At 37.5% G+C, this 23,759-nt stretch carries 29 protein-coding genes; 19 read left to right on the top strand and 10 right to left on the bottom strand.

What is annotated here, in order from left to right; all coding sequences use genetic code 11:
• The first annotated feature begins 105 nt into the window (after window positions 1-105).
• The 5 genes from GLW08_RS18895 to GLW08_RS18875 all read left to right on the top strand — a co-directional run bounded on the left by GLW08_RS18895 (window position 106) and on the right by GLW08_RS18875 (window position 3,338).
• A complete protein-coding gene (locus GLW08_RS18895) occupies window positions 106-909 on the top strand; it encodes a VLRF1 family aeRF1-type release factor (protein WP_160850184.1) in 804 nt (267 codons plus the stop codon).
• A gap of 361 nt (window positions 910-1,270) precedes the next feature.
• A complete protein-coding gene (locus GLW08_RS18890) occupies window positions 1,271-1,576 on the top strand; it encodes an antibiotic biosynthesis monooxygenase family protein (protein WP_160850183.1) in 306 nt (101 codons plus the stop codon).
• Window positions 1,573-1,926 (top strand): hypothetical protein, encoded by a 354-nt coding sequence (locus tag GLW08_RS18885; protein ID WP_160850182.1) that lies wholly within the window; start codon window positions 1,573-1,575, stop codon window positions 1,924-1,926. Before GLW08_RS18890 ends, GLW08_RS18885 begins: the two co-directional genes overlap by 4 nt.
• A 19-nt stretch (window positions 1,927-1,945) precedes the next feature.
• Complete coding sequence (locus GLW08_RS18880) at window positions 1,946-2,596, top strand: cobalamin B12-binding domain-containing protein (protein WP_237458509.1); 651 nt, start codon at window positions 1,946-1,948, stop codon at window positions 2,594-2,596.
• On the top strand, window positions 2,580-3,338 hold the full coding sequence (locus GLW08_RS18875; RefSeq protein ID WP_337193965.1) for an STAS domain-containing protein: 759 nt from the start codon (window positions 2,580-2,582) through the stop codon (window positions 3,336-3,338). The genes GLW08_RS18880 and GLW08_RS18875 overlap by 17 nt, the downstream gene beginning before the upstream one ends.
• A 632-nt stretch (window positions 3,339-3,970) precedes the next feature.
• Here the strand turns inward: GLW08_RS18875 and crcB (GLW08_RS18870) are convergent.
• The 8 genes from crcB (GLW08_RS18870) to GLW08_RS18840 all read right to left on the bottom strand — a co-directional run bounded on the left by crcB (GLW08_RS18870) (window position 3,971) and on the right by GLW08_RS18840 (window position 9,097).
• A complete protein-coding gene (crcB, locus tag GLW08_RS18870; RefSeq protein ID WP_160850180.1) occupies window positions 3,971-4,345 on the bottom strand; it encodes a fluoride efflux transporter CrcB in 375 nt (124 codons plus the stop codon).
• A complete protein-coding gene (gene crcB, locus GLW08_RS18865) occupies window positions 4,342-4,731 on the bottom strand; it encodes a fluoride efflux transporter CrcB (RefSeq protein ID WP_160850179.1) in 390 nt (129 codons plus the stop codon). The genes crcB (GLW08_RS18870) and crcB (GLW08_RS18865) overlap by 4 nt, the downstream gene beginning before the upstream one ends.
• 60 nt (window positions 4,732-4,791) lie before the next feature.
• Window positions 4,792-5,205 (bottom strand): Fur family transcriptional regulator, encoded by a 414-nt coding sequence (locus tag GLW08_RS18860; RefSeq protein ID WP_160850178.1) that lies wholly within the window; start codon window positions 5,203-5,205, stop codon window positions 4,792-4,794.
• Window positions 5,202-6,056, bottom strand: a complete 855-nt coding sequence (locus GLW08_RS18855; protein WP_160850177.1) for a metal ABC transporter permease — start codon at window positions 6,054-6,056, stop codon at window positions 5,202-5,204. Before GLW08_RS18855 ends, GLW08_RS18860 begins: the two co-directional genes overlap by 4 nt.
• 10 nt (window positions 6,057-6,066) lie before the next feature.
• Window positions 6,067-6,825, bottom strand: coding sequence for a metal ABC transporter ATP-binding protein (locus GLW08_RS18850; protein ID WP_160850176.1), 759 nt, complete (start codon window positions 6,823-6,825; stop codon window positions 6,067-6,069).
• 11 nt (window positions 6,826-6,836) lie between these two features.
• Window positions 6,837-7,757: a metal ABC transporter solute-binding protein, Zn/Mn family gene (locus GLW08_RS18845; protein WP_160850175.1), complete on the bottom strand. Its 921-nt coding sequence runs from the start codon at window positions 7,755-7,757 to the stop codon at window positions 6,837-6,839.
• A gap of 117 nt (window positions 7,758-7,874) precedes the next feature.
• Entirely contained in the window at window positions 7,875-8,390 is a 516-nt protein-coding gene (locus tag GLW08_RS22465; RefSeq protein WP_423808613.1) for a CBO0543 family protein, read from the bottom strand.
• Window positions 8,391-8,581: 191 nt separating this feature from the next.
• Window positions 8,582-9,097, bottom strand: coding sequence for a CBO0543 family protein (locus GLW08_RS18840; RefSeq protein ID WP_160850174.1), 516 nt, complete (start codon window positions 9,095-9,097; stop codon window positions 8,582-8,584).
• A gap of 215 nt (window positions 9,098-9,312) precedes the next feature.
• On the opposite strand from GLW08_RS18840, the gene GLW08_RS18835 reads away from it, so the two are divergent.
• The 4 genes from GLW08_RS18835 (at window position 9,313) to copZ (ending at window position 12,808) form a co-directional block, all read left to right on the top strand.
• Window positions 9,313-9,696, top strand: a complete 384-nt coding sequence (locus GLW08_RS18835) for a DUF302 domain-containing protein (protein ID WP_160850173.1) — start codon at window positions 9,313-9,315, stop codon at window positions 9,694-9,696.
• A 166-nt stretch (window positions 9,697-9,862) separates the two neighbouring features.
• Window positions 9,863-10,180: a metal-sensing transcriptional repressor gene (locus tag GLW08_RS18830; protein ID WP_160850172.1), complete on the top strand. Its 318-nt coding sequence runs from the start codon at window positions 9,863-9,865 to the stop codon at window positions 10,178-10,180.
• A 10-nt stretch (window positions 10,181-10,190) separates the two neighbouring features.
• The gene (locus GLW08_RS18825) at window positions 10,191-12,578 is read left to right on the top strand and encodes a heavy metal translocating P-type ATPase (RefSeq protein WP_160850171.1); all 2,388 of its coding nucleotides are present in this window, start codon (window positions 10,191-10,193) and stop codon (window positions 12,576-12,578) included.
• A 23-nt stretch (window positions 12,579-12,601) separates the two neighbouring features.
• Window positions 12,602-12,808 carry a copper chaperone CopZ gene (gene copZ, locus GLW08_RS18820; RefSeq protein WP_160850170.1) on the top strand — a complete coding sequence of 69 codons (207 nt, stop codon included), beginning with the start codon at window positions 12,602-12,604 and terminating at the stop codon, window positions 12,806-12,808.
• 380 nt (window positions 12,809-13,188) lie between these two features.
• Here copZ and GLW08_RS18815 read toward each other — a convergent pair whose 3' ends face one another.
• Together GLW08_RS18815 and GLW08_RS18810 are read right to left on the bottom strand one after the other, a co-directional pair.
• A complete protein-coding gene (locus GLW08_RS18815) occupies window positions 13,189-13,515 on the bottom strand; it encodes a spore coat protein (protein ID WP_160850169.1) in 327 nt (108 codons plus the stop codon).
• An 18-nt stretch (window positions 13,516-13,533) separates the two neighbouring features.
• A complete protein-coding gene (locus GLW08_RS18810; protein WP_160850168.1) occupies window positions 13,534-13,815 on the bottom strand; it encodes a hypothetical protein in 282 nt (93 codons plus the stop codon).
• 220 nt (window positions 13,816-14,035) lie between these two features.
• Here GLW08_RS18810 and GLW08_RS18805 point away from each other — a divergent pair, with 220 nt between their 5' ends.
• From GLW08_RS18805 to GLW08_RS18760, 10 genes are all read left to right on the top strand, one after another.
• On the top strand, window positions 14,036-14,953 hold the full coding sequence (locus tag GLW08_RS18805; protein WP_160850215.1) for a proline dehydrogenase family protein: 918 nt from the start codon (window positions 14,036-14,038) through the stop codon (window positions 14,951-14,953).
• Between the two features lie 85 nt (window positions 14,954-15,038).
• Window positions 15,039-15,362: an MGMT family protein gene (locus GLW08_RS18800; RefSeq protein WP_160850167.1), complete on the top strand. Its 324-nt coding sequence runs from the start codon at window positions 15,039-15,041 to the stop codon at window positions 15,360-15,362.
• 354 nt (window positions 15,363-15,716) lie between these two features.
• On the top strand, window positions 15,717-18,116 hold the full coding sequence (locus tag GLW08_RS18795) for a 3-hydroxyacyl-CoA dehydrogenase/enoyl-CoA hydratase family protein (RefSeq protein WP_160850166.1): 2,400 nt from the start codon (window positions 15,717-15,719) through the stop codon (window positions 18,114-18,116).
• A gap of 21 nt (window positions 18,117-18,137) precedes the next feature.
• Window positions 18,138-19,313: an acetyl-CoA C-acetyltransferase gene (locus GLW08_RS18790; protein WP_160850165.1), complete on the top strand. Its 1,176-nt coding sequence runs from the start codon at window positions 18,138-18,140 to the stop codon at window positions 19,311-19,313.
• Window positions 19,314-19,326: 13 nt separating this feature from the next.
• Window positions 19,327-21,111, top strand: coding sequence for an acyl-CoA dehydrogenase family protein (locus GLW08_RS18785; RefSeq protein WP_160850164.1), 1,785 nt, complete (start codon window positions 19,327-19,329; stop codon window positions 21,109-21,111).
• 206 nt (window positions 21,112-21,317) lie between these two features.
• The gene (locus GLW08_RS18780) at window positions 21,318-21,674 is read left to right on the top strand and encodes an arsenate reductase family protein (protein ID WP_160850163.1); all 357 of its coding nucleotides are present in this window, start codon (window positions 21,318-21,320) and stop codon (window positions 21,672-21,674) included.
• Window positions 21,675-21,747: 73 nt separating this feature from the next.
• The gene (gene gcvH, locus GLW08_RS18775; RefSeq protein WP_036819637.1) at window positions 21,748-22,131 is read left to right on the top strand and encodes a glycine cleavage system protein GcvH; all 384 of its coding nucleotides are present in this window, start codon (window positions 21,748-21,750) and stop codon (window positions 22,129-22,131) included.
• Between the two features lie 54 nt (window positions 22,132-22,185).
• On the top strand, window positions 22,186-22,362 hold the full coding sequence (locus GLW08_RS18770; protein ID WP_160850162.1) for a DUF2553 family protein: 177 nt from the start codon (window positions 22,186-22,188) through the stop codon (window positions 22,360-22,362).
• A gap of 171 nt (window positions 22,363-22,533) precedes the next feature.
• Entirely contained in the window at window positions 22,534-22,890 is a 357-nt protein-coding gene (locus tag GLW08_RS18765) for a toprim domain-containing protein (RefSeq protein ID WP_160850161.1), read from the top strand.
• Window positions 22,891-22,908: 18 nt separating this feature from the next.
• A complete protein-coding gene (locus GLW08_RS18760) occupies window positions 22,909-23,226 on the top strand; it encodes a thioredoxin family protein (RefSeq protein ID WP_160850160.1) in 318 nt (105 codons plus the stop codon).
• Window positions 23,227-23,759: the final 533 nt, after the last annotated feature.

Here is a 23,759-nt window from a genome sequence, read left to right as displayed (position 1 = left end):
TTTTTAGAATAATCCATTATTAGGATATATGTTTTATCATTTAGATTATCGGTTACACATATAGCAGAACACAAATTATCCCATTCTAAAAGGAGAGGCAAATATATGAGTATTGAAAAAGAACTAAAACGACTAGAAAATCTTCATGTGAATAAACCAGATGGTGTTTTAACCATGTATCTAAACACGGACCTAGCTGATCCTGAACAGCAAGGTGGAGAATGGAAAATTCATTTTAAGAATGGTATGAATAATTTTGATCACTACTTACAAGAAAGTGACAATAAAGATGAGAAACGTAATTTCAGAGAGTTGAAAGAAAAGATTGAAACATATGTACAGGATTATGAGCGTAATCTTTCTAAAAGTCTAATTGTTATTGCTTCGACAGATGGTTCAGTATGGTTTGCTCAACCGGTGCAGATGCCAGTTAAGACAGAGTTTTTCTGGGAAGAAACACCTGTATTGGACCAATTGAAGGAACTGTATAATAAGTTTCCTAAGACAGGAATTATTCTTGTACAACAAGAGCAAGTGAAAGTTATAGGAGCTGAACTAGGTTCTGTTCAAGGAACGAAGCATTATGAACTAGATTTAGATACAGATGATTGGAGAGAAGCTCAAGGACCTCACCAAGCTCAAGCTTCTATGGGCAAAGGTGGTAAGAGCCCTCAGAAGGAGCAATTTGAAGATCGTTTTGAAGCCAATCAACAACGTTGGTATAAGAGCTTGGCTCCGACACTAGATAAACTAGCTAAAAATGAAGGATTTGAAGAAGTCATACTTGTTGGTGCTAGAGAAGAAGCAGAGGAAATTGAATCTCATATGAACAAACCAGTAAAAGAAATTGTGAATAAAAACTTACTAGAACATGAAGAAACTAAAGTAATTGATGAAGTGATTCTGTAAGATTTAAAATACTAAGTCGTCTCAGATTAATGTTGAGGCGACTTTTTTTTACTGTATATCAGGAAATTATAAAATTCAATGCTTGTGTATAACTAAAAAAGTGATGTGGCCACATCCAGCTCCAGCGCCCAGCAAACTTCCTGCCCCTCCTCAAGATAAGTCAACATCGAACTAACCTACTTCATGTGGATCGCACTCTTTAGCTTTACTTAAAGCTAATATAAGTATTTATATGTTTATTATTCTATAATAGCAAAATAGCCAAATTCTTTTTATCAAATCAATATTCTTAACCAATAGTTCGAGCTATGATAAAATAATGTTACTCATATAAAGTTTTGAATGATGTTAGGAGATTGTTATGTATATAGTAGATTCTACAGTTGTAGTACCTGAAGAAAAGGTCGAGGAATTAATAGAAATCTACCAAAATCGTTCTCGCAGTGTAGATGCTTGGCAGGGATTTCGTTCGTTTCAACTTTTACAAAATGATAAAAAGCCTGGTGAATTGACCGTTCATATGGAATGGGATTCAAAAGAGGATTACATGCGTTGGGCCACGAGTGAAGAATTTAAACGCATTCATGAGCTTGAAAAGAATTATCCTGATCAGGAGCTTGCGAACATCCCTCCAAAAGTATCAAGGTATAAGGTCGTCGCACAATGAAAACAATTGAAAAGGAAAAGATTGTTCATGAGGTTGTTGAGGGTATATATAATGCCTATCCATTCCTTTGGGAAAAGTTTGGTCAAAATGGACGTGAACGAACGACCGAGGACAATTATCATCATTTAAATCATCTTGAAACGACATATCAGCTTAATGATTTTACGTTTTTTCTAGATTATACGGAATGGCTGGAACGTGTACTAACGAGTCGTAATGTGGGTACGGAATTAATCATTGATAACTATCAACGGTTGCATTCTTCTGCCAAGGAATTAGAAGATGAAGACGAGCGGTGTGCTTATCAACATTATTTATCAAGAGCCATCCAGCACTTACAACAGTCATAATTAGGGAGAGGTGTAAAGCTTGAATCATTATACACAAATGGCAACGTATTTTCTTGAAGGTAATGAAGATGAAGCTTTGCAATACTTGCAAACCGCTCAGACACCTTTTAATCGTTTGTTAGCTTTCGAAAACCTTCTAACGCCTACGATGTATCATATTGGTGATCTATGGGAAAACAACCAAATATCCGTTGCGGATGAACATTTGGCTACCGCCGTGTGTGACTTTGTATTATCTCAGGTAGATTATAGGGCGACAAAGCAAGACCTTGATCAATCAAAGAAAGTGCTTTTATTCGGTGTAGAAGAAGAACAGCATTATTTGGGCTTGAAAATGGTGGCATCCGTTTTCCGTGATCAGGGATGGAAAGTAAGATATTTAGGACCTAATCTACCTCTTGGTCATGTAATAAAACAAATTGATACATTCAAGCCTGATGTGATTGGAGTTTCTGCATCTTTGTCGTATCGTTTGCCTAAGTTACAAGAAGTAGTTGAATCTTTTCAAAACTTAGAATGGAACCCTCAAATTTTGATTGGGGGACGAATGGCCAAGAAACATGATTTATCAAAATTCGTATCGGACAAAGTGTTTGTAATGAAAGATTTAGAACAGTTACAGGGGTGGCTAGAGGGGGATCAAAATAGTGTCGATGCAACTAGTTCATGATCAAATGCCACTTCCATTACTAATGATTAATACTAAATTTGATACCCTACAGTACACCCCTGAAGCTAGTAAGGTATTTGATGTAACCGAATGCTTTTTAGATATGGTTGATGAAGGTAGTAAATCAAAAGTGGAGAAATGGATACAACCAAAGCAAGGAAAAAGTAAGCTGGAAATTAACATATATGGAAAATCATCCGATGTTGTTCTCACTGAAATGTATGTGAGATGGATGAATGATTTGCATGCTGAAGTTATCCTTTATCCAAAGGAAAAACAAAACGAGCATATTACCACCATGTTGGATAAACTTCAAAATCGATTGAATGATACAAATTTTGCTTTGTTAGAGGAAAAAGAGAAGGTAGAAGATACGTTAAAAGAAAATTATCGATTATCTGCTCCGTTTATTCAACTTACAAAAGATATTGCCTTTGTTCCGTTATTTGGGGATGTTTCAGAAGAAAAGCTTCACACTATAAAAGAGCAGGTGCTTGCTAAAGCCCATGACCACCATAGTAACCGAATTCTCTTTGACTTTACAGCTGTTGGAGAGTTAAGTGCTGAAGGCTTTCGTGTACTCAATGAAGTATTTAAGACGTTGGACTTTATGGGGAAGGAAATTGTATTGATTGGGGTTAAGCCTAAACATTCCATGAAAATAAACGAATTTAAGGTTCAACTTAATATACAATTCCTTCACTCGTTACAGACGGCAATTTATAGGTATTGTTCTCGCTAGAAAGAGGCTTTTCTTACAAAAATAGAAAAGCTTCTTTTTTTGTTTTGTATAAAGTTGAGTTAGATGAAAGGATGATCTATATACTAACTCATCAGTTGGGAAATTATTCAACATAAGAGGCATAATCTTGAAGACTTGAAGTTGAGATGATTTTGGTGATCGCACAGAAAGAGCGATGTACCCGTAGATTTATGCTTTGCAGAACAACCAAGATATCTTTTAATAAAATGTGTTTTGTCACAAAAAGATATGTATTTGCCTAACGAAGAACGTATATCATTTGTGTACACCCACAACAAATGGCGATGTTTCCGTTAAACCAAACGAATGCAAAGATGGGCCTGGAAATGGCGAGACTCCCGCGGAAAAACGGATGTGTCGAGACCCCACAGGGCCGCATTTTGGCCCGAGGAGACGAATCGATCCAGATGAAGTTCGACTCAAACCGTCACATTGTGTGACAACGTCGAACGACCCTACATCCTGTAGGGCCGCAGGAAAGCGAGCTATTTCCAGGCCCATCTTTTCTCTAAATAATACAACGGAAACATTTCTCTTACCCAGATTATCTCGAATCCAGGTCTTCAAGATAATGGGGCTTATTTGGAAGATATTTATCTCCTTAAAAAAGTTCACCTTCCCAAATTAGGTAAGAAAAGAAACAGCATAAACCCTACAATAAATAATCCCACAAACAAAGAAGTCCCGACATACCATGCTGCTTGTTTGAATTGTTTTTCTTCAAGTAAATGCACGGTTTCTTTTCCGAATGTAGAGAAGGTGGTGAATGCTCCGCAAAAGCCTGTTCCAGCAAAATACCATAAGGAATGGGGAATCAGGTTTTTGGTATGTAAAATAAGAAAAATGCTTAGAATGAAAGAGCCTGTGATGTTGGCTGTCCATGTTCCTAGTGGAAATGTAGGTCTACCGGTATTCCAAGTTTGTCCAACGATAAAACGGAAGAAAGCGCCAAGGCCTCCGCCAATTGCTACTAGAACAAATGTCATGCCTGACTCACTCTCCTTCTACCAGTCTTAAATCCTAGCCACGCTAGCCCAATTCCCCCAATTATACTTAGCGCCACATATAGCATAGCCATTAGAACGGATTGACTCATCCATAGTTGTATTGTTTCCACCGAGAACGTAGAAAAAGTTGTAAATCCCCCCAACACTCCTGTACCAACTCCGACCATAATTTTCTCAGATACACGTTTAGAAAGGAATGGGTGGGAAATGAAGTAGGTTAGGAGAAAACAACCTAGCCAATTTACCAATAGCGTTTCAAATGGAAACGTGAAGATAGGGTCTATTCCAATGGAAACAGTATAGCGTGCAACAGCTCCAATACAACCACCTATGAATACACTTACATATGTAGAAGCACTCAACATTTCCACTACCTTCCTAATCAGTTTTGATAGAAACCATAATAAAGTGCTTGATTCTAGAAATCAAGCACTTTTACATGTAGAACACGTTCCATATATCTCAAATTTATGATCCTCTATCGAAAAATCTTCTAATTCCTTTTCCACATACATCATAGGGCAAGTGCGGATCTCTCTAGTATCGCCACATTGTAAGCAAATAAAATGGTGATGGTGTTTGGAATCACATTTTATACGAAAATGCTTTTCCCCCTCGAGTATTGTCGCCTCTAATATACCTAAATCTACAAAAAGGTGAAGGTTACGGTATATCGTGTCAAAACTTATGCCAGTGTATCGCTTTCGCATGTTTTCTAATAGGTCACGAGCTGAACGATATCCATTTTCCTTTTCAAAGTAAACAAGAATGTCCTCTCTTTTATCGGTGTATTTATACCCTTTGCTCTTTAGTCGTTCTAAGGCACGTGTTTTATTCATGACATCACCTTCTTAAAATGAGAACGCTGTTGAAGTTTTTTGATGCCTAAGGTAATAATGAGGATTAAAATAGCTGTTACAACTATGGTACCCCCAGGTGGAATTTCAAAGTAATATCCAGCAATTAATCCTATAATGACAGACGCTTCTCCGAATAGAATAGAGTAAGCAATGGTTTGCTTAAATCCTCTTGCCAAACGGATGCTGGCTGCAACTGGTAATGTCATCAATGCTGATACAAGCAACACGCCCACGATACGAATAGAGGCTGCAATGACAAGCGCTGTTAGAATAATGAATAGGAAGTGAATGCGTTTAGCATGGATTCCAGAAACAACAGCATGTTCTTCATCGAAGGAGAGCATGAATAACTCTTTATAGAATAAAAAGACAAGGGAAGTTACAACTACAGCTACAACTAGAATGGTCCATAAATCTTGGCGGCTAACTGCTGTAACAGAACCGAATAAATAATTGAATAAGTCCGTATTAAATCCGTCAGCTAAAGAAATAAAAATAACACTTAAGCCCACACCACCAGAAAGTATGATGGGAATCGCTAATTCTTGATAGGCTTTATAAACCCTTCGTAATTGTTCAATAAAGATAGACCCTAATACAGAGAACCCCATTCCGGTATAAAAGGGGGTTAAAGCGAAACCTCCTAGTTTTTTATCTAACATTAGTCCAAAAGCTATACCAGATAATGTTACGTGAGATAGCGCATCTGCTATTAAGGATAATCTTCTGACCACTACGAATGTACCAAGAAGTGGAGCAATGAATCCTATTAATAAAGCTGTAAAAAATGCGTTTTGTAAAAATTCGTATTGCAAAAAACTCGAAATCATTGGTTTCCTCCTAGTGTTCGTGCTTTACGAGGTGAACATTGTGTCCATACATTTCTGAAAGATCCTGATCGCTCATATGTTCAAAGGAATGAGGATCTCCATGAAAGTGGATTCGTTTATTAAGACAAGCGATATTAGTGGCATAAGATGTCATCGTACCCGTATCATGGGTTACAAGTAATAAGGTGATGCCCTTATTTTTATTTAAATCTGCTAGCATTTCATAAAAGCGTTGCACATTTTCTGCATCTACTCCTACAGTTGGTTCATCAAGAATGAGAAAGTCTGGTTCACTAACAAGTGCTCTCGCTATAAAAACTCGTTGTTGTTGACCGCCAGATAGATCTCCAACATTTTTGTGGAGGTATTCTGTCATTCCTACTATATCCACTGCATGTTTGATTTTTTGCACATGTTGTTTTTGGAAAAAACGAAAATAGCCTACCTTTGAGGTTAATCCCATAGAAACGACTTCATAAACGGTGGCAGGGAAACCGGTATTAAAACTGTTGGCTTTTTGAGAAACAAAACCAATTCGGTTCCAATCTTTAAATTTTTCGATAGGCGTATCAAATAGACGTATTGAACCTCGCTTATGTGGTAAGAGTCCTAAAATTAGTTTGATCAAGGTTGTTTTTCCAGACCCGTTTGGGCCAACTAAACCAACGAAACTACCAGGATGAATGGAAAAGTCAATATCCTCGAGGACTTGCTTATCTTCATATGCATAACTTAAATCATCTATTTCTAATATAGATTTTGTGCTCATTCTTTTCCCTCCTATTCCGCTCCAAGTGCTTTTTGTAGTACACCTAGGTTATGCCTCATTAAGCTCATATAATCTTCGTTTTCTTCTATATCTTCTTCTGTTAGAACAGAGAGATTATGAATAGTTAACGATTTGGCGTTAAGTTCCTCTTGGATAATGGATGAAATTTGACTTGATACATTCTGCTCATAAATCATGTATTCCATATCAAGGCTTTTTGCTTTTTGAATAATGTCTTCTAAGTCCTTTTGGGAAGGGTCACTTGTTGGACTTAACCCATTCACTGACAATTGTTCTATGCCATATCTTTGTTCCCAGTACCCATATGCTGAGTGGGAGACTAAAATTTTATTGTGACTAGCATTTTCAGTAAGGTTCTTAAATTCTCTATGAAGAGCAGTCAAGTTCTCTGTTAATTCCTTATGATTCTCTGTAAACTGTTCTTCTTTATCAGGGGCTAGTTTTACAAGAGCTTCTTTTATATAATCAGCCATTTCGATTGCTCGAATAGGATCAATCCAAATATGGGGATCGTGATTCTCATGAGAATGATCTTCATGGGAATGTTTATCTCCTGTTTCTGAAAACAATGATTCATGTTTTCCTAATTCCAAAAGTTGAACCTTTTCTTCTCCTAAGGCATCTGCTGCAGTCTCAGCGAAACCTTCTAGTCCAGCTCCCAGATAAATAAAGGCATCGGCTTTAGCGATAGTAGTCATTGTCTTTGCAGTTGGCTCAAATGTATGTGCGTCTGCCCCCGGTGGATATATCGTTTCTACAGTTACAGCTTCTCCACCAATTTGTTCCGTGAAGTATTGTATGGGATAAATCGATGTATAAATGGTAAGTGTGTCTTGAACATCTGTTTTATTCTGAGTTGAACACCCAGTAAGTATTATAAATAGAAATAGTAGGCTTGTGATTTGTTTCATAATCTTCTCTCCCCTGGTAGTGCAATTGACTATGTAATTCTACCGTAATGATTTCGATTTGTAAATAAGAATGATTCCGATTTAAGTAGAATATCAATGTGGATAGGAGTGAGGTTGTTACTTTAGTTTGGAAAAAGGAATAGGGAAGAAGTGAATTAATATTACGGTGATAGGAATGGATAGACTTAGTGCCAAAAATGGCTTTTTACTATGAACTCGAAGCATGGAAAAAAGTAGAGCATTAAACCATAAGGTGTGGAGGATACTCCAGCCATTATCATATATGAACATCTCAAATTGATAACATGCCCATTCAAGAAACGTAAAAAAACTACTCCATAACGTAATGTAAAGAAAATTAAACGGAACTATGTTAGGGAAATAAGTCAAATAAATACATATTGCAATAGGAAGCACTATAAAGGAAAAAGTTAAATCAATAATTGTATGGTTTAGGAAAGTTGTACTTATTCCCTGAAAAGCCCAAAGCGTATGGTTATAGTATAAAAGGTTATAAACTAAATTCAAGATAATGTAATATTGAATGGTTGAATAATAGAAGGTGAAATGATGCCTGTCCAGAAAGAAGAATGAGATTAGAAGCCAAAAGCAAACAATCACTATCAAATACATATAACATCCACCCCCTTTGTCCTGTTAGTAATATTTTCCATATATTGGTGGTGTCATACATTTAACCAGTTAATACTACAAAAGGTGTATCAATTACGTTTTTTTTGTAAATATCGAATGTATAGTCCCATAGCAAGGTAAGTACAAGATAATACAAACAAATAAATGGAAGGTGTCATAGATATCACTCACTATTTTAGTTTTCCAATAGGTATAGGAAACATGCTTATTAACACAATGGTAATGGGAACTGAGAGGATTATCGTAAGGATTGGTTTCTTATGATGAAGTCTAATCATGCTAAACATAAGAATGTTGAACCATAAGGAATGCATAACACTCCATCCGTTACTATATTCAAACATTTCCATTCTGAAAAACAACATTTCAATAAACGAAAAGAACACAACCCATAAACCAACATAAACGATTTTATGTACGAATGACTTAGGGAAATATTGCAAGTAAACAAGGATTGCAATCGGTAAGATAATAAAAGTGAAAGTTAATTCAATAAATGTATGGTTTAATATGGGGGTCGTAATCCCCTGGTACTCCCATAGCGGGTGATTGTAATAGAGGAAATTATAAACAAGATTAAAGATAATAAAGTATTGGACTGTCGGATATGCTTGATATGCTTTCTTTCGATCCAAAAATAAAATTGCGTAGATAAGCCATACAACTACCACGAAAATCAAATACATAGAGATATTTCTCCTTTAATATAAGTTTCATTATGTTTCCCTCATAAGTAGTATAAGATTCATATTTGTTAAGTTATTTAGAAAAAAGTAACTCAATCAGAGCTCTAAGAAGAGTATGACTTCCTGGTCGGTTATGCATACTAAGTTTTAGATATATGTTTTGTATATACTTGCACGGGTATATTGAATTGTAAAACATTACAGGAGGAATATAAATGTTTCATTACACTGTAGAGACGTCTAAAACGATTGAAGAAGCGGTCCAAGCTCTAGAAGAAGAGTTGAAAAAAGAGAAATTTGGTGTGCTTTGGGACTTTGATGTGAAGGATACATTGAATAACAAAGGTTTTGAATTTAACGATTCGTATCGAATCCTTGAGGTTTGTAATCCTGGTGAAGCCAAAAAAGTGTTAGAAAAAAATCCATTAGTTAGTTATTTTCTACCTTGTAAGATGGTTGTGTATGAAGATGATGGGATAACAATGATTGGGATGCCTAAGCCAACCACATTAATTGAGTTCGTAAACGACGAGGAACTGAATACAATTGCAAGGGATATTGAAGATCGAATGACAGCTTGTATTAATGAGGCAAGATAATGAATAAATAGCCTAGCACAAAAAGATACCTCCTAGATATGGAAGGGGGGTATCTTTTATTATTTATTAGTAGCTATTATTATATATACAGTTTTTTATATTTGACTAAGCATACATAACCGGGGTATAGTAAAATTAATAAGTAATGAAAAGAGGTGCTTTTCCGATGGAAGATTATGAATTACCTGAAGATAGCGGAAAGAAGCCTGTTCAACCTAGAACGAATGATGAAAAAGAACAAGTATTAAATCGTTTAAAACGTATAGAAGGTCAAGTTCGCGGAATACAAAAAATGGTGGAAGAAGATCGGTACTGTGTTGACGTGTTGGTTCAAATATCTGCAATCAATGCAGCCTTAAAAAAAGTCGGCTTCACCTTAATGGAACGTCATACTAACCATTGCGTAGCAGATGCTATACAAAAAGGTGAAGGCGAAGAGGCCATTGATGAACTTATGAAAGTCATACAACAATTCTCTAAGTAGTGAAAGGGGGATGAATGCCGTGAGTAAGGATGTAAAAATTGGTGTAACAGGTATGACTTGTGCTGCTTGCTCAACTCGTATTGAGAAAGTATTAAACAAGATGGATGGCATAGAAGCTGAAGTCAATTTAGCTATGGAGAATGCTCACATTCATTACGATGAGGAACAAGTTAGCGCAAAGGACATAACAGCTAAAATAGAAAAGTTAGGCTATGGAGTTCAATCGGATCGAATCGAGCTCGATGTATATGGAATGACTTGCGCAGCCTGTTCCACTCGTATTGAGAAAGTTCTAAATAAGATGGAAGGGATTGAGCAAGCCTCAGTCAATCTGACGAATGAAACAGCACAAATCGATTATCAGCCAGGTTTGGTCGACTTAGATCAAATCATAAAACGAATTCAAAAACTAGGATATGACGCTGAACAAAGAGTTGATCGAGAAGATAAATCATCACAAAAAGAAAAAGAACTAAAACGCAAGCAAGTAAAGCTTGGAATTTCAGCATTGCTATCTCTTCCTCTTTTATATACGATGATTGGACACTTAGCTGGATTGCCAGTTCCAGGCTTACTGATGAATCCATGGGTACAAATGGGTTTTGCAACACCAATTCAATTTATTATTGGATGGCAATTTTATGAGGGAGCTTATAAGAATCTAAAGAATAAAACCGCTAATATGGACGTACTAGTTGCGTTGGGGACAAGTGCTGCTTACTTTTACAGCTTATCTGAGGCAATTCAAACTATCTTTAAAGAAAACTTCGAGCCTCATCTTTACTTCGAAACAAGCGCAATATTAATCACGCTTATCTTACTTGGAAAATATTTCGAGGCGATTGCGAAAGGAAGAACTACGCAAGCCATTTCTTCCTTGTTAAACCTACAGGCAAAGGAAGCTACTGTTGTAAGAAATGGAGAGGAACAACAGGTTCCAGTCGATCAAGTAGAGGTGGGGGATACCATTATTGTTCGACCAGGTGAAAAGGTGCCTGTTGATGGAGAAGTAACCAAAGGTAACTCCTCAGTGGATGAATCCATGATTACTGGTGAATCTATTCCTGTCGAAAAAGTTGTTGGAGAACAAGTCATTGGCTCTACGATTAATAAAAACGGTACCATTTATATGGAAGCTAAAAAGGTAGGGAAGGATACAGCCCTTGCGAATATTGTGAAAGTAGTAGAAGAGGCTCAAGGTTCCAAGGCCCCGATACAACGTATGGCTGATGTGATCTCAGGTTACTTTGTACCAATCGTAGTTGGGATTGCTCTTGTTACGTTTGTGATTTGGATTACTGTCGTAACTCCCGGAAATCTTGCTACATCTCTAGAAGCTACTATTGCTGTCTTAGTCATTGCTTGTCCATGTGCTCTAGGTCTTGCCACTCCAACTTCCATAATGGTTGGAACAGGGAAAGCTGCAGAACAGGGTATTCTCTTTAAAGGCGGGGAGTATCTAGAAGCAACCCATAAAATTGATACAATTGTGTTTGATAAGACTGGAACAATCACTAAAGGAGAACCAGAGGTTACGGATTTTGAAGGAAATCCTTCTATTCTCTCCTATGTAGGTAGTGCAGAAAAGAGTTCTGAACACCCTTTAGCCCAGGCTATTGTGTCTTATGTACAAGATCAAGAAGTTTCCATGTATGAACCTAGTCACTTTGAAGCTGTGCCAGGACATGGTATTCAAGCAACCGTAGATGGACGTGAATTATTAATTGGTACAAGAAGGTTATTAAGTCAGCATAATGTGGAATACAGCAAATACGAGGCTAAAATGGAAGCATGGGAGCAAGAAGGTAAAACAGCCATGCTTATCAGTGTAAACGGAAGCCTAGAGGGCATCATAGCAGTAGCAGATACTGTGAAAGAGAGTGCCTTACATGCATTAGAACAACTAAAGCATCAAGGTATTGAGCTTGTTATGCTGACGGGAGACAATGAACGTACAGCAAACGCCATTGCTAAGCAAGTAGGCATTGACCGAGTATTTGCTGAGGTAATTCCAGAACAAAAAGCGGAAAAAATAAAAGAACTTCAAGCACAGCAGAAGCGTGTTGCAATGGTAGGTGACGGAATTAACGATGCTCCAGCATTAGCAACCGCAGACATTGGTATTGCAATTGGAACAGGTACAGATGTTGCAATTGAAGCGGCAGATGTAACTATACTTGCTGGTGATTTGAGTTTACTACCAAAAGCCATTCAGCTAAGTGGAATGACAATGAAAAATATCCGTCAGAACTTGTTCTGGGCTCTTGCTTATAATAGCGCTGGAATACCAGTTGCTGCTATAGGATTATTAGCCCCATGGATTGCCGGTGCAGCTATGGCATTTAGCTCCGTTAGTGTTGTGAGTAACTCCCTTCGACTGAAGAGAGTTAAACTATAAAGTTGATGAAAGGATGTTGAATCATGCAAGTAACATTAGATGTAAGAGGAATGACATGTGATCACTGTGAGAAAGCAGTAAAAGGTGCGCTAGAAGAACTAAATGGCGTACAAGGAGTAGAGGTTTCTATTGATACCAATCGTGTAACGGTAACATATGATGATGTATATGTATCAAAAGAACAAATGAAATCAGCGATTGAAGAACAAGGATATGATGTAGTAGCATAAGAAAAAATGCCAATTTAGCTTGAGTGAGCTAAATTGGCATTTTTTTTAATAAAAGGCTATGTTAAATAGAGCTGTTGATATTCCATAATTAATCTGGTTAAGAGAGATGTATCCATTATGTGAGTTAGAGAATCCGCGGAAACTCCTATTTTGAAAAAGTGGCTCAAAATATAGTTGCTCCAAAAATTCAAAAGTCACTCGGAACAATGTCGGAAGTTATTCCAATATCTTAACTTCAATGTCTTCAAGATTAGGCCTCAATTGCTGAATAAGTTTTCTTCTATATGTATAGCCCTAGCGCCTACTACCTTCGAGGTCTTAAGTTCTCCAAGTGAGACTTTGCTTTAGACTGTTGGGAGTGAGGCGCTATGAGCTTTTTATTAATTCATATAAGGAAGTTGGTTCGTGTACCCGTTAAATTGCTGGTAAGATTGTTGCAGTTTTTGTTGATCAGCAGCTTCAATTCCATACCAACCATTTTTGAACATTAGATTATATAGATTACGTTGGCAATCTTGTGTCTCGTTAAAAATGCCTGAAAGGTCTTGATATAAATGCTGGCAGCTAGCTTCATTTAAAGCTGTACAATAGGAATCTGTCATGTACTTTTCTGTAGCAAGCATATCATTTACGAAATCTCTTTCATTCATTTGTGGGTTCTTCGGAACGTTTGTTTCTGGATTTTGTACTTTCTGACTTTGGTTCATTATTTGTTCCTCCTTTCATTAATTCAAAGGTTGATTTGGTTGTTTAGGATTTGGGTTTTCATTTAAGTGTTGTAATATTTTTTCATAATGACGTTGGTGCATTTGTCCAGCTTGTTCTAAAGCAGCTTTAAGTTCTTGGTTTTGGCAGAAACCTGCAAAAAAATGTGCTTTTTTCGCCGCAATAAGGTTCCAGGACAGCATATCTGTGATGTATAATTGATCTTTTGTACTCACCATTGTAGGGGGTTCTGGCATTACATTTGCTTGATTTTGGGCACCCATTTGATTTTGTTGTTGCATGATTCGTACCTCCTTACATATTATTTTCATTTTCATTAATAGAGTGCCTCATTTTAACCTCACTATGCTTCAGTAAAGATTCTATAAACTTTGTATTTTTCTAAAATTTCTGTCAAAATAGAGATACTACTAGTTAATGGTACAATGGAAGTGTTTACATCTAGAATGGTACAGATGTCTCACACATACTTTATATGATTGGGTGCTGGAGGGGATTATGATGGAACAGTTATTAAGAAACTTCTTTCTGTTTTTATCAAAAAATAAACTTTTTACGAAATTGGCTCGTAAGTATGGACTTCGATTTGGTGCTGGACGTTTTGTGGCTGGGGAGACAATGGAGAACACAGCTAAAGTGATTCAAGAATTAAATGATAAAGGGATGGACGTAACAATTGACCATTTAGGTGAATTCGTTGATAAGGAAGAAGAAGCAAGACAACGTACAGAAGAGTGTATTGAAGCAATAGAGGTTATTTCTGAGCAAGACCTACATTCACAATTATCACTAAAGTTAACCTCTATGGGATTAGATATTTCAGAAGACTTAGTAATGGATAATATGCGTAAAATACTTGATGCAGGGAAGAAGCATAATGTATTAGTAACCATTGATATGGAAGACTATGAACGCTGTGGGAAAACACTCGAAATATTTAAAAAGCTGCGATCGGAATATGAATTACTTGGGACTGTACTTCAATCCTACCTTTATCGTACTGTTGAAGATATTCAAGAACTTGATCAGTACAACCCGAATTTACGTTTAGTAAAGGGAGCTTATAAAGAGTCACCAAAAGTTGCTTTTCCAGAGAAAAAAGATGTAGATGAGAATTTTAAGAAGATTATCAAGATGCACTTGTTAAATGGCAACTATACAGCGGTTGCTACACATGATGATGCCATGATCGAATATACGAAAGAACTGGAGAAAGAATACAACATTTCCCGTGACCAATTCGAGTTTCAGATGTTATATGGTATAAGAACAGATCGCCAAGCAGAATTGGTGAAAGAAGGTTATCGAATGAGGATCTATGTACCATATGGAGATGACTGGTATGGTTACTTCATGCGGAGGCTTGCAGAAAGACCAGCAAATGTTGCCTTTGTCTTAAAAGGTGTATTTGGTAAGTAGAAATAGGAGCATGTAATTCCTTATTATTAAATAGGAATTACATGCTATTTAATGTTACAAAGAGCATAATACAGGGGGATATACGTTGAAACTTTTTACAGAAAACGTTGTAAACATAATCCTATCCATTCCTTCTGGGAAAGTGATGACGTATGGTCAAATATCTAAATTAGCAGGAAATCCTAGAGGTGCGAGGCAAGTAGTAAGGATTTTGCATACAATGGGAGAAAAGTATAAGTTGCCTTGGCATCGAGTTATTAATGCTAAAGGAGAAATAGGGATTAAAGATGAAGGGTTGTTTATGGAGCAGAAAATATCGTTGGAAGAAGAAGGTATAGTATTTCTAACAGATAAAAAAATAGACCTTTCAACGTATCAATATAATCCTAAAGATGGGTTTGGAGAATAACAGGATAACGCTCCTCTAATGGCTAGCTCTAGCGCCCAGCGACTAGTATGCTTCCCTCGCTTCTCTACGATAAGTTAACATCGAATCACTCATGTCTTCGTGTTGCCTTTATCTCCTACGGATTCAAGGAAGTTCGCATAAAATCGCTACGTCACTTAGCGACATCGAACCAACCCACGTCGTGTAGGCCGCAGCATATACGTCGCTAAACGGACGCTTGTGCTTTTCTTTCAAAAAAGATTGCGAAATGTCAGAATTTATTTTATAGTAGAGGTAGATAATGGATCGTTTCGATCTATATATTTTTTGCAGTAAAATGAATGAGTATTCATTCAAAGGATAGGGGGAACTGGTATGAAGCGAACAATCAAAAGGGCGGCCGTCTTAGGCTCTGGTGTTATGGGGGCAGGTATTGCGGCGCACTTAGCTAATGTAGGCATTCCAACACTTATGCTAGACATTGTACCTAAAGAGTTATCGGATAAGGAGGCGAAACAAGGTCTCACGCTTGAACATCCAAAGGTTCGGAATCGAATAAGTGAAACGAGTAAACAACAGCTTTTAAAGCAAAAGCCATCTCCATTAACAAGCAAGAAAAATTTAGATCTTATTGAATCTGGAAATATGGAAGATGATATGGAACGATTACAGGAAGTAGATTGGATAATTGAAGTAGTCGTGGAAAATTTGGAAATTAAACAGAAAGTATATAATTCAGTAGACCAATATAGAAAAGAGGGGTCTATTGTTAGTTCCAATACATCGGGAATATCGGTAGAAGCTATGAAAGAAGGACGTTCTGAAGACTTTAAAAAGCATTTCTTAGGAACTCACTTCTTTAACCCGCCACGTTACTTAAAGTTGTTAGAAATTATTCCTACGAAAGATACGGATTCAGATGTACTCTCATTTATGAAACAATTTGGTGAGGACGTACTTGGTAAAGGGGTAGTGGAAGCGAAGGACACTCCTAACTTTATTGCTAACCGAATTGGTACGTATGGACTTCTTGTCACTGTTCAAGAAATGGTGAAAGGTAACTATAGTGTTGGTGAAGTGGACTCTGTCACAGGGCCTATGATTGGTCGGCCAAAGAGTGCAACATTCCGTACACTAGATGTAGTTGGATTGGACACCTTTTTACATGTTGCTAAAAATGTGTACGATCAGGTTGAAGGAGAGGAGAAAAACGTATTTGATCCTCCACAATTTATGAAAACAATGCAAGAGAAAGGTTGGTTAGGTTCAAAAAGTGGCCAAGGTTTTTTCTTGAAGCAAAAAGGTGAAAAAGGGAGCGTCATTCTAGAATTAAATCCAGATACACTTGAGTATCAAGAGCGTAAAAAGCTGAAAACAAGCGCTACAGAAATGGCAAAGCAAGAAAAAGGTGCCGAACGAAAATTAAAAGCTCTAGTCTCTGCTAAAGGGGATCGAGCCGGTGATTTAGTATGGAACATCACGAAACCTGCATTGCTCTACTCAGCTGAATTACTAGGTGATATAGCAGATGACATTCCATCTATTGATGACGCAATGAAGTGGGGCTTCGGTTGGGAACTAGGTCCATTCGAGATGTGGGATGCAATAGGTGTTGAAAAGTCAGTAGCACGTATGAAAGAAGAAGGGCATACTGTCCCTGCATGGGTAGAAGATATGTTGGAAAAAGGATTTTCTTCCTTTTATAAACATGAAAATGGAAACGTTTACTACTATCATAATGGAGAATACAAGCAACAGACCTTTAATGAAAAAGAAATTCACCTGAGTCGTTTGAAGGAACGTAAAGGTGTCATTAAACAAAATAAAGGTGCTAGTCTCATCGACATCGGTGATGGTGTAGCCTTACTTGAATTTCATTCACAAAGTAATGCCATTGGTTTAGATATCATGCAAATGGTGGATTACGCCATTGAGGAAGTAGAACAAAATTATGAAGGCTTAGTCATAGGAAACCAAGGTAAGAATTTCTGTGTAGGTGCTAACTTAGGCATGATTTTAATGGAAGCACAGGATTATAATTTTGTTGAAATAGAAATGGTTATCAAGAAGTTCCAGCAAGCGATGATGAATATCAAGTATTCTAATAAGCCGGTAGTTGCAGCTCCTTTTGGTATGACACTAGGTGGTGGAGCGGAAATCGCATTACCTGCAAGCTCCATTCAAGCTTCTCAAGAAACGTATATGGGACTTGTGGAAGCTGGTGTCGGCCTCATTCCAGGTGGTGGTGGAAACAAGGAACTTTACTTAAAGCATCTTAGAGGCATACCTGAAGGCGTTGATTTTGATTTGCAGAAAGTTACAAATGAAGTTTTTGAAAAAATTGCAACAGCTAACGTGTCTACATCAGCTGAAGAAGCTCGAGAGGCAGGCTTTTTAGACCAAATGGACGCCATCAGTGTTAATGGGGATCACCTATTACATGATGCGAAACAAAAGGTGCTTGGATTAGCTAAAGCTGGCTATCAGCCGCCTAAACGAACGAAAATCCCAGTAGTTGGTGAGCCAGGATATGCAACGATGCTACTTGGTGCAAAGACAATGGGATTCGGGGGATATGCATCAGAACATGATATCAAAATTGCACAGAAACTTGCTTTTGTCTTAGCTGGTGGAAATGTGCCTCAACATACATTGGTTGATGAAGAATATCTATTAGATCTAGAACGCGAAGCATTCTTGAGTCTTGTAGGTGAGCCAAAAACACAACAACGCATGCAGCATATGCTTATGAAAGGTAAGCCATTGCGTAACTAATTGCGATAAGGGGGAAGAACTGTGAAGGAAGCTGTCATCGTTGCAGGTGCGCGAACACCTGTAGGAAAAGCAAATAGAGGGACACTTAAGAATACTCGTCCCGATGATTTAGCTGCTTTAACTATTCGAGAAACATTGAATAGGGCAGGCGGATACGAAGGTAATATTGATGATGTCATTATTGGCTGTGCCATTCCAGAAGCTGAGCAAGGAACAAATATGGCTCGTAGCATCTCAGCTTTAGCGGGTCTACCAAATTCTGTACCGGCCATTACCATTAATCGTTATTGTTCAAGTGGGTTACAAAGTATAGCCTATGCTGCTGAGCGAATTATGCTAGGTTACAGTGACACGATTATTGCTGGTGGAGCAGAATCTATGAGTCTAGTACCTGTTCCTGGGCATGTTGTAAAACCAAATGTAAAGCTAGTGGAACAAGCACCAGAATATTATATGGGTATGGGCTATACCGCCGAAGAGGTAGCGAAACGTTTTGAAATATCTAGAGAAGAACAGGATGCCTTTGCTGTTCGAAGTCATGAAAAAGCTGCAAAAGCGATTCAAGAAGGTAAGTTCAACGAAGAAGTTGTTCCAGTAGATGTCATAGAGAGAAGCATAGGGTCTGATAACAAAATAAAGGAAAATGAACGTCAATTTAGTGTAGATGAAGGAGTCAGAGCTGGAACAAGCTTAGAAACACTTGCAAAACTGAAGCCTGCTTTCAAGGTTAATGGATCTGTTACAGCAGGAAACTCTTCCCAAATGAGTGATGGAGCTGCTTCTGTACTAGTTATGGAAAAGGAAAAAGCACTAGCAGAAGGCTTAACGCCTTTAGTGAAATTTCATTCATTTGCGGTAGCTGGTGTAGCACCAGAAATCATGGGAGTGGGTCCTGTAGAAGCGATTCCTAAAGCGCTTAAACTAGCAGGACTGAGTCAGCAAGACATTGGACTATTTGAATTGAATGAAGCCTTTGCTTCGCAGTCCATTCAAGTAATTCGAGAGCTTGGGCTAGATGAAGATAAAGTCAATGTAAATGGTGGAGCCATTGCACTTGGTCATCCGCTAGGCTGTACAGGTACAAAGCTTACGTTGAGTTTAATTCATGAAATGAAACGTCGTAATGAACAATTTGGTGTTGTAACAATGTGTATTGGTGGCGGAATGGGCGCTGCTGGAGTCTTTGAACTAATATAGAGGAGGAAACAGTATGAGTGAAACAAAAGAGAAAGTTTTTAAAGGCGGGGGCTTTTTAGTAGAGGATTTAACGGCTGATGATGTTATTACACCGGAGGATTTTTCAGACGAACATTGGATGATTGCGAAGACTGCAGAAGATTTTGTTTTAGGTGAAGTTGTTCCTAAAATTGAAAATCTTGAAAATCATGAATTTGAACATTCCGTAGCTCTATTAAAGCAAGCAGGAGAATTAGGCCTGTTAGGTGCAGATGTTCCAGAAGAGTATGGAGGATTAGGTTTAGATAAGATTAGCTCCTCTCTTATCACAGAGAAGTTCTCGCGAGCAGGAGGCTTTTCCGTTACTCATGGGGCACACGTAGGTATTGGTTCATTACCTATTGTGTTCTTTGGAGACGAAGATCAAAAACAAAAATATCTACCTAAGTTAGCAACGGGAGAAAAACTTGCCGCATACGCTCTAACTGAACCAGGTTCAGGTTCGGATGCACTTGGCGCTAAGACGACAGCTAAACTGAATGATGCAGGTACACACTATATTTTGAACGGTGAAAAGCAATGGATCACAAATTCAGCCTTTGCGGATGTGTTTGTAGTCTATGCCAAAATTGATGGCGATAAATTTACAGCTTTTATAGTTGAGCGTGATTATCCAGGTGTTTCTACAGGCCCTGAAGAGAAAAAGATGGGGATTAAGAGTTCCTCTACTCGTACGTTAATTCTTGAGGATGCAGAAGTCCCAAAAGAAAATGTACTTGGAGAGATTGGTAAAGGTCATATCATTGCTTTCAATATCTTAAATGTTGGTCGTTACAAGCTTGCAATTGGGGGCGTTGGTAGTTCTAAACGAGCTCTTGAATTAGCAGTTAAATATGCGAATCAGCGGAAGCAATTTAAAACAGCAATTTCAAGTTTCCCACTAAGTCAAGAAAAATTAGGTACGATGGCTTCGAATATTTATGCCAATGAGAGTGCAGTGTACCGTACAGTTGGGTTATTTGAACAACGTATGGGTAAGTTGTCTGATGAGGAGCTTAAAGATGGGAAAGAGGTAGCAAAAGCAATTGCAGAATATGCAATCGAGTGCTCTCTCACAAAAGTATTTGGCACAGAGCTATTGGATTATGTTTCTGATGAAGCAGTACAGCTACATGGTGGTTATGGCTTTATGCAAGAGTATGAAGTAGAACGAATCTACCGTGATTCTCGTATTAACCGTATCTTTGAAGGTACCAACGAAATAAATCGCATGATCGTACCTGGAACACTAATGAAGAAAGCAATGAAAGGCGAACTTCCTCTTCTTCAAAAAGCCGAAAGCTTACAGGAAGAATTAATGATGATGATGCCTGAAGAACCAGGAACGGAAACATTAGAGCAAGAAAAGTATTTATTAAAGAATGCAAAGAAAATAGGCTTATTAGCAGCAGGTTTGGCTGCACAGAAATATGGTGAAAAACTTGAAAATGAACAGGAAATCTTAGTTAACATTGCTGATATTGTTGGAGAAATCTATAATATGGAATCGACAGTGTTACGAACTGAAAAAGCTATTCAGAAAACAGGTGAAGAGAAAAACAAACAAAAACTTCTAATGACGCAGGTGTACGTTCAAGAAGCATTTAACCGTATCGAAGCTCATGCTAAAGAAACGTTAATTGCAAGTGAAGAAGGAGATTCCTTGCGTATGATGCTATCCGCCTTACGTAAGTTGACTCGTCACACTCCAATTAACGTCATCACGAAGAAGCGTGAAGTTGCAGCTACTGTCATTAATGAAGAAAAATATGTGGGTTAATTGACCGTTGAGGTAGGCTCCTATTGAGAGCCTACCTTGTTTTTTAAAAACAAGGATAAATAGGTTTTAATTCATATAAGAATGGTAATACCAAAAAAGAGCTATAAATTCCCTCATGCATTATTCTTTTTTTCATGTTCCTGTTATTAGGATGAGGCATAGATCTATGGTAAAATATGAACATCCATAGAAAAGGAGGGATGTTGATGGCATTAACATTTTATTGGTATCCTCAATGTGGTACGTGTAAAAAAGCAAAAAATTGGTTGGATAACCATAACGTCGAATATGAACCTGTACATATTGTGGAGCATCCACCGTCTAAAGAGGAAATTAAATCTTTGATCAGCCAAAGCGGTCTTCCTGTAAAAAAGTTCTTTAATACCAGCGGCAAGAAATACCGTGAACTAGGGTTAAAAGAAAAGCTAGCGGATGCAAATGAGGATGAAATGGCGAAATGGTTGGCTTCTGATGGTATGTTGCTAAAACGTCCAATTGTGACAGATGGTCATCGAGTCACGGTTGGTTTTAAAGAAGATACGTTTGAAAATACTTGGAAATAATGAGCAAAACATTTGGCTTCTTGAGCCATGTTTAATAAATTAGAAATGAAAAGCAGAAAATGGAGGGTTTAACATGAGTGTACCAAAAGAATTGTATTATTCCGAAGAGCACGAATGGGTCAAAGTAGAAGGAGATAAAGTACGTATCGGGATTACGAGCCACGCTCAATCTGAATTAGGCGATATCGTATTTGTTGAATTACCAGAAGTAGGCGACACAATTAAATCAGATGATCCTTTTGGTAGCGTTGAATCTGTAAAAACAGTTTCTGAACTATATGCTCCACTAAGTGGAAAAGTTGTCGGAGTTAATGACGAGTTAGATGACAGTCCGGAATTTGTAAATGAATCTCCATATGACAAAGCTTGGATGATTCTTGTTGAGCCTTCTGATATGTCTGAGCTTGAAGAATTAATGTCTGATGAACAATACAAAGAAATGATTGATGAAGATTAATTAAAACATAGTCTATAGTAAAACGGATACCCTATGTATGAGGGGTGATTTGCTATGGATGCTGAAGAAAATCGTAATTCGAAACAACAGACTACGAAACAAACAGTTAAAAACCGTTCATCTTTTCAAAATAATGTATCCAACAAGGCGAAAGAAAGCTGGAGAGGTACTGCTGAACCTGCTAAAGTACGCCAATATGTGGATTGTGACGATGAAAATGGATGGTGTTAATAAGATTGGCAGTGGAAATCCACTGCCATTTCTTATAATCAAATAAATGATTTATGCTACTTATCTTAAGATAAAACGATTCTCATTCTTTTCCTCAAAAGTGTATTTTTTATTGGAATTATTGTTCATAACATCATAAACTTAAGGAAAGAGAAAAGTAGAGAACAGGTGATGAATATGGCTGAGTTGAATAAAGTGATAATTGTGGAAGGTAGAACAGATAAGAAACAAATTCAAAAAATTTTAAATGAGCAAGTTGATATCATTTGTACGAATGGAACACTTGGTATCGAAAGACTTGAAGAATTAATATTGGAATATGATCTTGATAATAAAAATGTTTATATTCTTGTAGATGAAGACGACTCTGGTCATAAATTACGAAAACAACTCTCATTTGAATTACCACATGCAGAGCACATATACATTGATAAGTCCTTTAGAGAAGTGGCGGCAACTCCTGAGCCAGAATTAGCCTCAGCATTAGTGAGTAGACATATTTCAGTAGATCCAATTTTTTTGACGTAAGATAAAGGTGATATAACTATGCAACTTTTAGAAGAAGATCCTCTTCAAGCATTGCAGAAAAGTTCCAAAGCTTATGAAATGACATTTATTCATAGTCCTTTTTGTGGTACATGCCACATTGCCAGGAAGATGTTAGAAACACTCGAAGCTACCAAAACAGAGCTCACATTTAATGAGTTAAACGCATCCATCCACCCAAATTTCATGCATACGTTTCAAATTGAAAGTGTCCCTTGTTTACTGATTACCGATGGAATGGATGTCGAGGAGAAAGTGTATGCCTTTCACTCTGTGCCATACATGTATCAAAAGGTAAGTGAATATGAAGAAGTATGATAACGTCATGACTTGATTAGAAAGAGCATCGAATTCTAGAGTAGTTCGATGCTCTTTTGTATTGTCAAAAGTGATTACTAGGAAGGTTATAGTCGGTGTGTATATCTGTAAAACACCTTATTTCTTCTGGATAATGTAACATTGGAATAGTTGAACTCTTTACAATATAGGGGGATATTCTTTCATTTGCGACAAAATATAGGTTGATTATATATTTCTCGGGAAATATTTCGACTGGGTTTGCGAGAAGTTTTTAAATTGTTATGAACCAAAGAGGATATTATATTTTTGTAGAGAATTACAAGCAGTAAGCTAATAACAAAAGCAATGGAGCTAGACATCAAATAAAAGCGTAAGAGCCCGTCTAGCACCGTACAAACTGTCTTCCTGTGAGTTAGAGTGAATTCTGGAATGATGGAAGTTCAATTAAGACCGCTGCGTCACGCAGCAACATCGAACCAACCTACGTCGTGTAGGCCGAAAGGAAACACAAGAAGAGTAAAACGATTCGATGTTGACTTATCGTAAGGACG

It is taken from the genome of Pontibacillus yanchengensis (assembly GCF_009856295.1).
Taxonomy (GTDB): domain Bacteria; phylum Bacillota; class Bacilli; order Bacillales; family BH030062; genus Pontibacillus; species Pontibacillus yanchengensis_A.
This window is presented reverse-complemented; position numbering and strand designations above follow the sequence as displayed.

What these genes read in the sequence shown, in the direction of transcription:
- GLW08_RS18895 (WP_160850184.1), top strand. Translation starts at nt 106, where the DNA reads ATGAGTATTGAAAAAGAACTAAAACGACTAGAAAATCTTCATGTGAAT.
- GLW08_RS18890 (WP_160850183.1), top strand. Translation starts at nt 1,271, where the DNA reads ATGTATATAGTAGATTCTACAGTTGTAGTACCTGAAGAAAAGGTCGAG.
- GLW08_RS18885 (WP_160850182.1), top strand. Translation starts at nt 1,573, where the DNA reads ATGAAAACAATTGAAAAGGAAAAGATTGTTCATGAGGTTGTTGAGGGT.
- GLW08_RS18875 (WP_337193965.1), top strand. Translation starts at nt 2,580, where the DNA reads ATGCAACTAGTTCATGATCAAATGCCACTTCCATTACTAATGATTAAT.
- crcB (WP_160850180.1), bottom strand. Translation starts at nt 4,345, where the DNA reads ATGACATTTGTTCTAGTAGCAATTGGCGGAGGCCTTGGCGCTTTCTTC.
- crcB (WP_160850179.1), bottom strand. Translation starts at nt 4,731, where the DNA reads ATGTTGAGTGCTTCTACATATGTAAGTGTATTCATAGGTGGTTGTATT.
- GLW08_RS18860 (WP_160850178.1), bottom strand. Translation starts at nt 5,205, where the DNA reads ATGAATAAAACACGTGCCTTAGAACGACTAAAGAGCAAAGGGTATAAA.
- GLW08_RS18855 (WP_160850177.1), bottom strand. Translation starts at nt 6,056, where the DNA reads ATGATTTCGAGTTTTTTGCAATACGAATTTTTACAAAACGCATTTTTT.
- GLW08_RS18850 (WP_160850176.1), bottom strand. Translation starts at nt 6,825, where the DNA reads ATGAGCACAAAATCTATATTAGAAATAGATGATTTAAGTTATGCATAT.
- GLW08_RS18845 (WP_160850175.1), bottom strand. Translation starts at nt 7,757, where the DNA reads ATGAAACAAATCACAAGCCTACTATTTCTATTTATAATACTTACTGGG.
- GLW08_RS22465 (WP_423808613.1), bottom strand. Translation starts at nt 8,390, where the DNA reads ATGTATTTGATAGTGATTGTTTGCTTTTGGCTTCTAATCTCATTCTTC.
- GLW08_RS18840 (WP_160850174.1), bottom strand. Translation starts at nt 9,097, where the DNA reads ATGTATTTGATTTTCGTGGTAGTTGTATGGCTTATCTACGCAATTTTA.
- GLW08_RS18835 (WP_160850173.1), top strand. Translation starts at nt 9,313, where the DNA reads ATGTTTCATTACACTGTAGAGACGTCTAAAACGATTGAAGAAGCGGTC.
- GLW08_RS18830 (WP_160850172.1), top strand. Translation starts at nt 9,863, where the DNA reads ATGGAAGATTATGAATTACCTGAAGATAGCGGAAAGAAGCCTGTTCAA.
- GLW08_RS18825 (WP_160850171.1), top strand. Translation starts at nt 10,191, where the DNA reads ATGAATGCCGTGAGTAAGGATGTAAAAATTGGTGTAACAGGTATGACT.
- copZ (WP_160850170.1), top strand. Translation starts at nt 12,602, where the DNA reads ATGCAAGTAACATTAGATGTAAGAGGAATGACATGTGATCACTGTGAG.
- GLW08_RS18815 (WP_160850169.1), bottom strand. Translation starts at nt 13,515, where the DNA reads ATGAACCAAAGTCAGAAAGTACAAAATCCAGAAACAAACGTTCCGAAG.
- GLW08_RS18810 (WP_160850168.1), bottom strand. Translation starts at nt 13,815, where the DNA reads ATGCAACAACAAAATCAAATGGGTGCCCAAAATCAAGCAAATGTAATG.
- GLW08_RS18805 (WP_160850215.1), top strand. Translation starts at nt 14,036, where the DNA reads ATGGAACAGTTATTAAGAAACTTCTTTCTGTTTTTATCAAAAAATAAA.
- GLW08_RS18795 (WP_160850166.1), top strand. Translation starts at nt 15,717, where the DNA reads ATGAAGCGAACAATCAAAAGGGCGGCCGTCTTAGGCTCTGGTGTTATG.
- GLW08_RS18785 (WP_160850164.1), top strand. Translation starts at nt 19,327, where the DNA reads ATGAGTGAAACAAAAGAGAAAGTTTTTAAAGGCGGGGGCTTTTTAGTA.
- GLW08_RS18780 (WP_160850163.1), top strand. Translation starts at nt 21,318, where the DNA reads ATGGCATTAACATTTTATTGGTATCCTCAATGTGGTACGTGTAAAAAA.
- gcvH (WP_036819637.1), top strand. Translation starts at nt 21,748, where the DNA reads ATGAGTGTACCAAAAGAATTGTATTATTCCGAAGAGCACGAATGGGTC.
- GLW08_RS18770 (WP_160850162.1), top strand. Translation starts at nt 22,186, where the DNA reads ATGGATGCTGAAGAAAATCGTAATTCGAAACAACAGACTACGAAACAA.
- GLW08_RS18765 (WP_160850161.1), top strand. Translation starts at nt 22,534, where the DNA reads ATGAATATGGCTGAGTTGAATAAAGTGATAATTGTGGAAGGTAGAACA.
- GLW08_RS18760 (WP_160850160.1), top strand. Translation starts at nt 22,909, where the DNA reads ATGCAACTTTTAGAAGAAGATCCTCTTCAAGCATTGCAGAAAAGTTCC.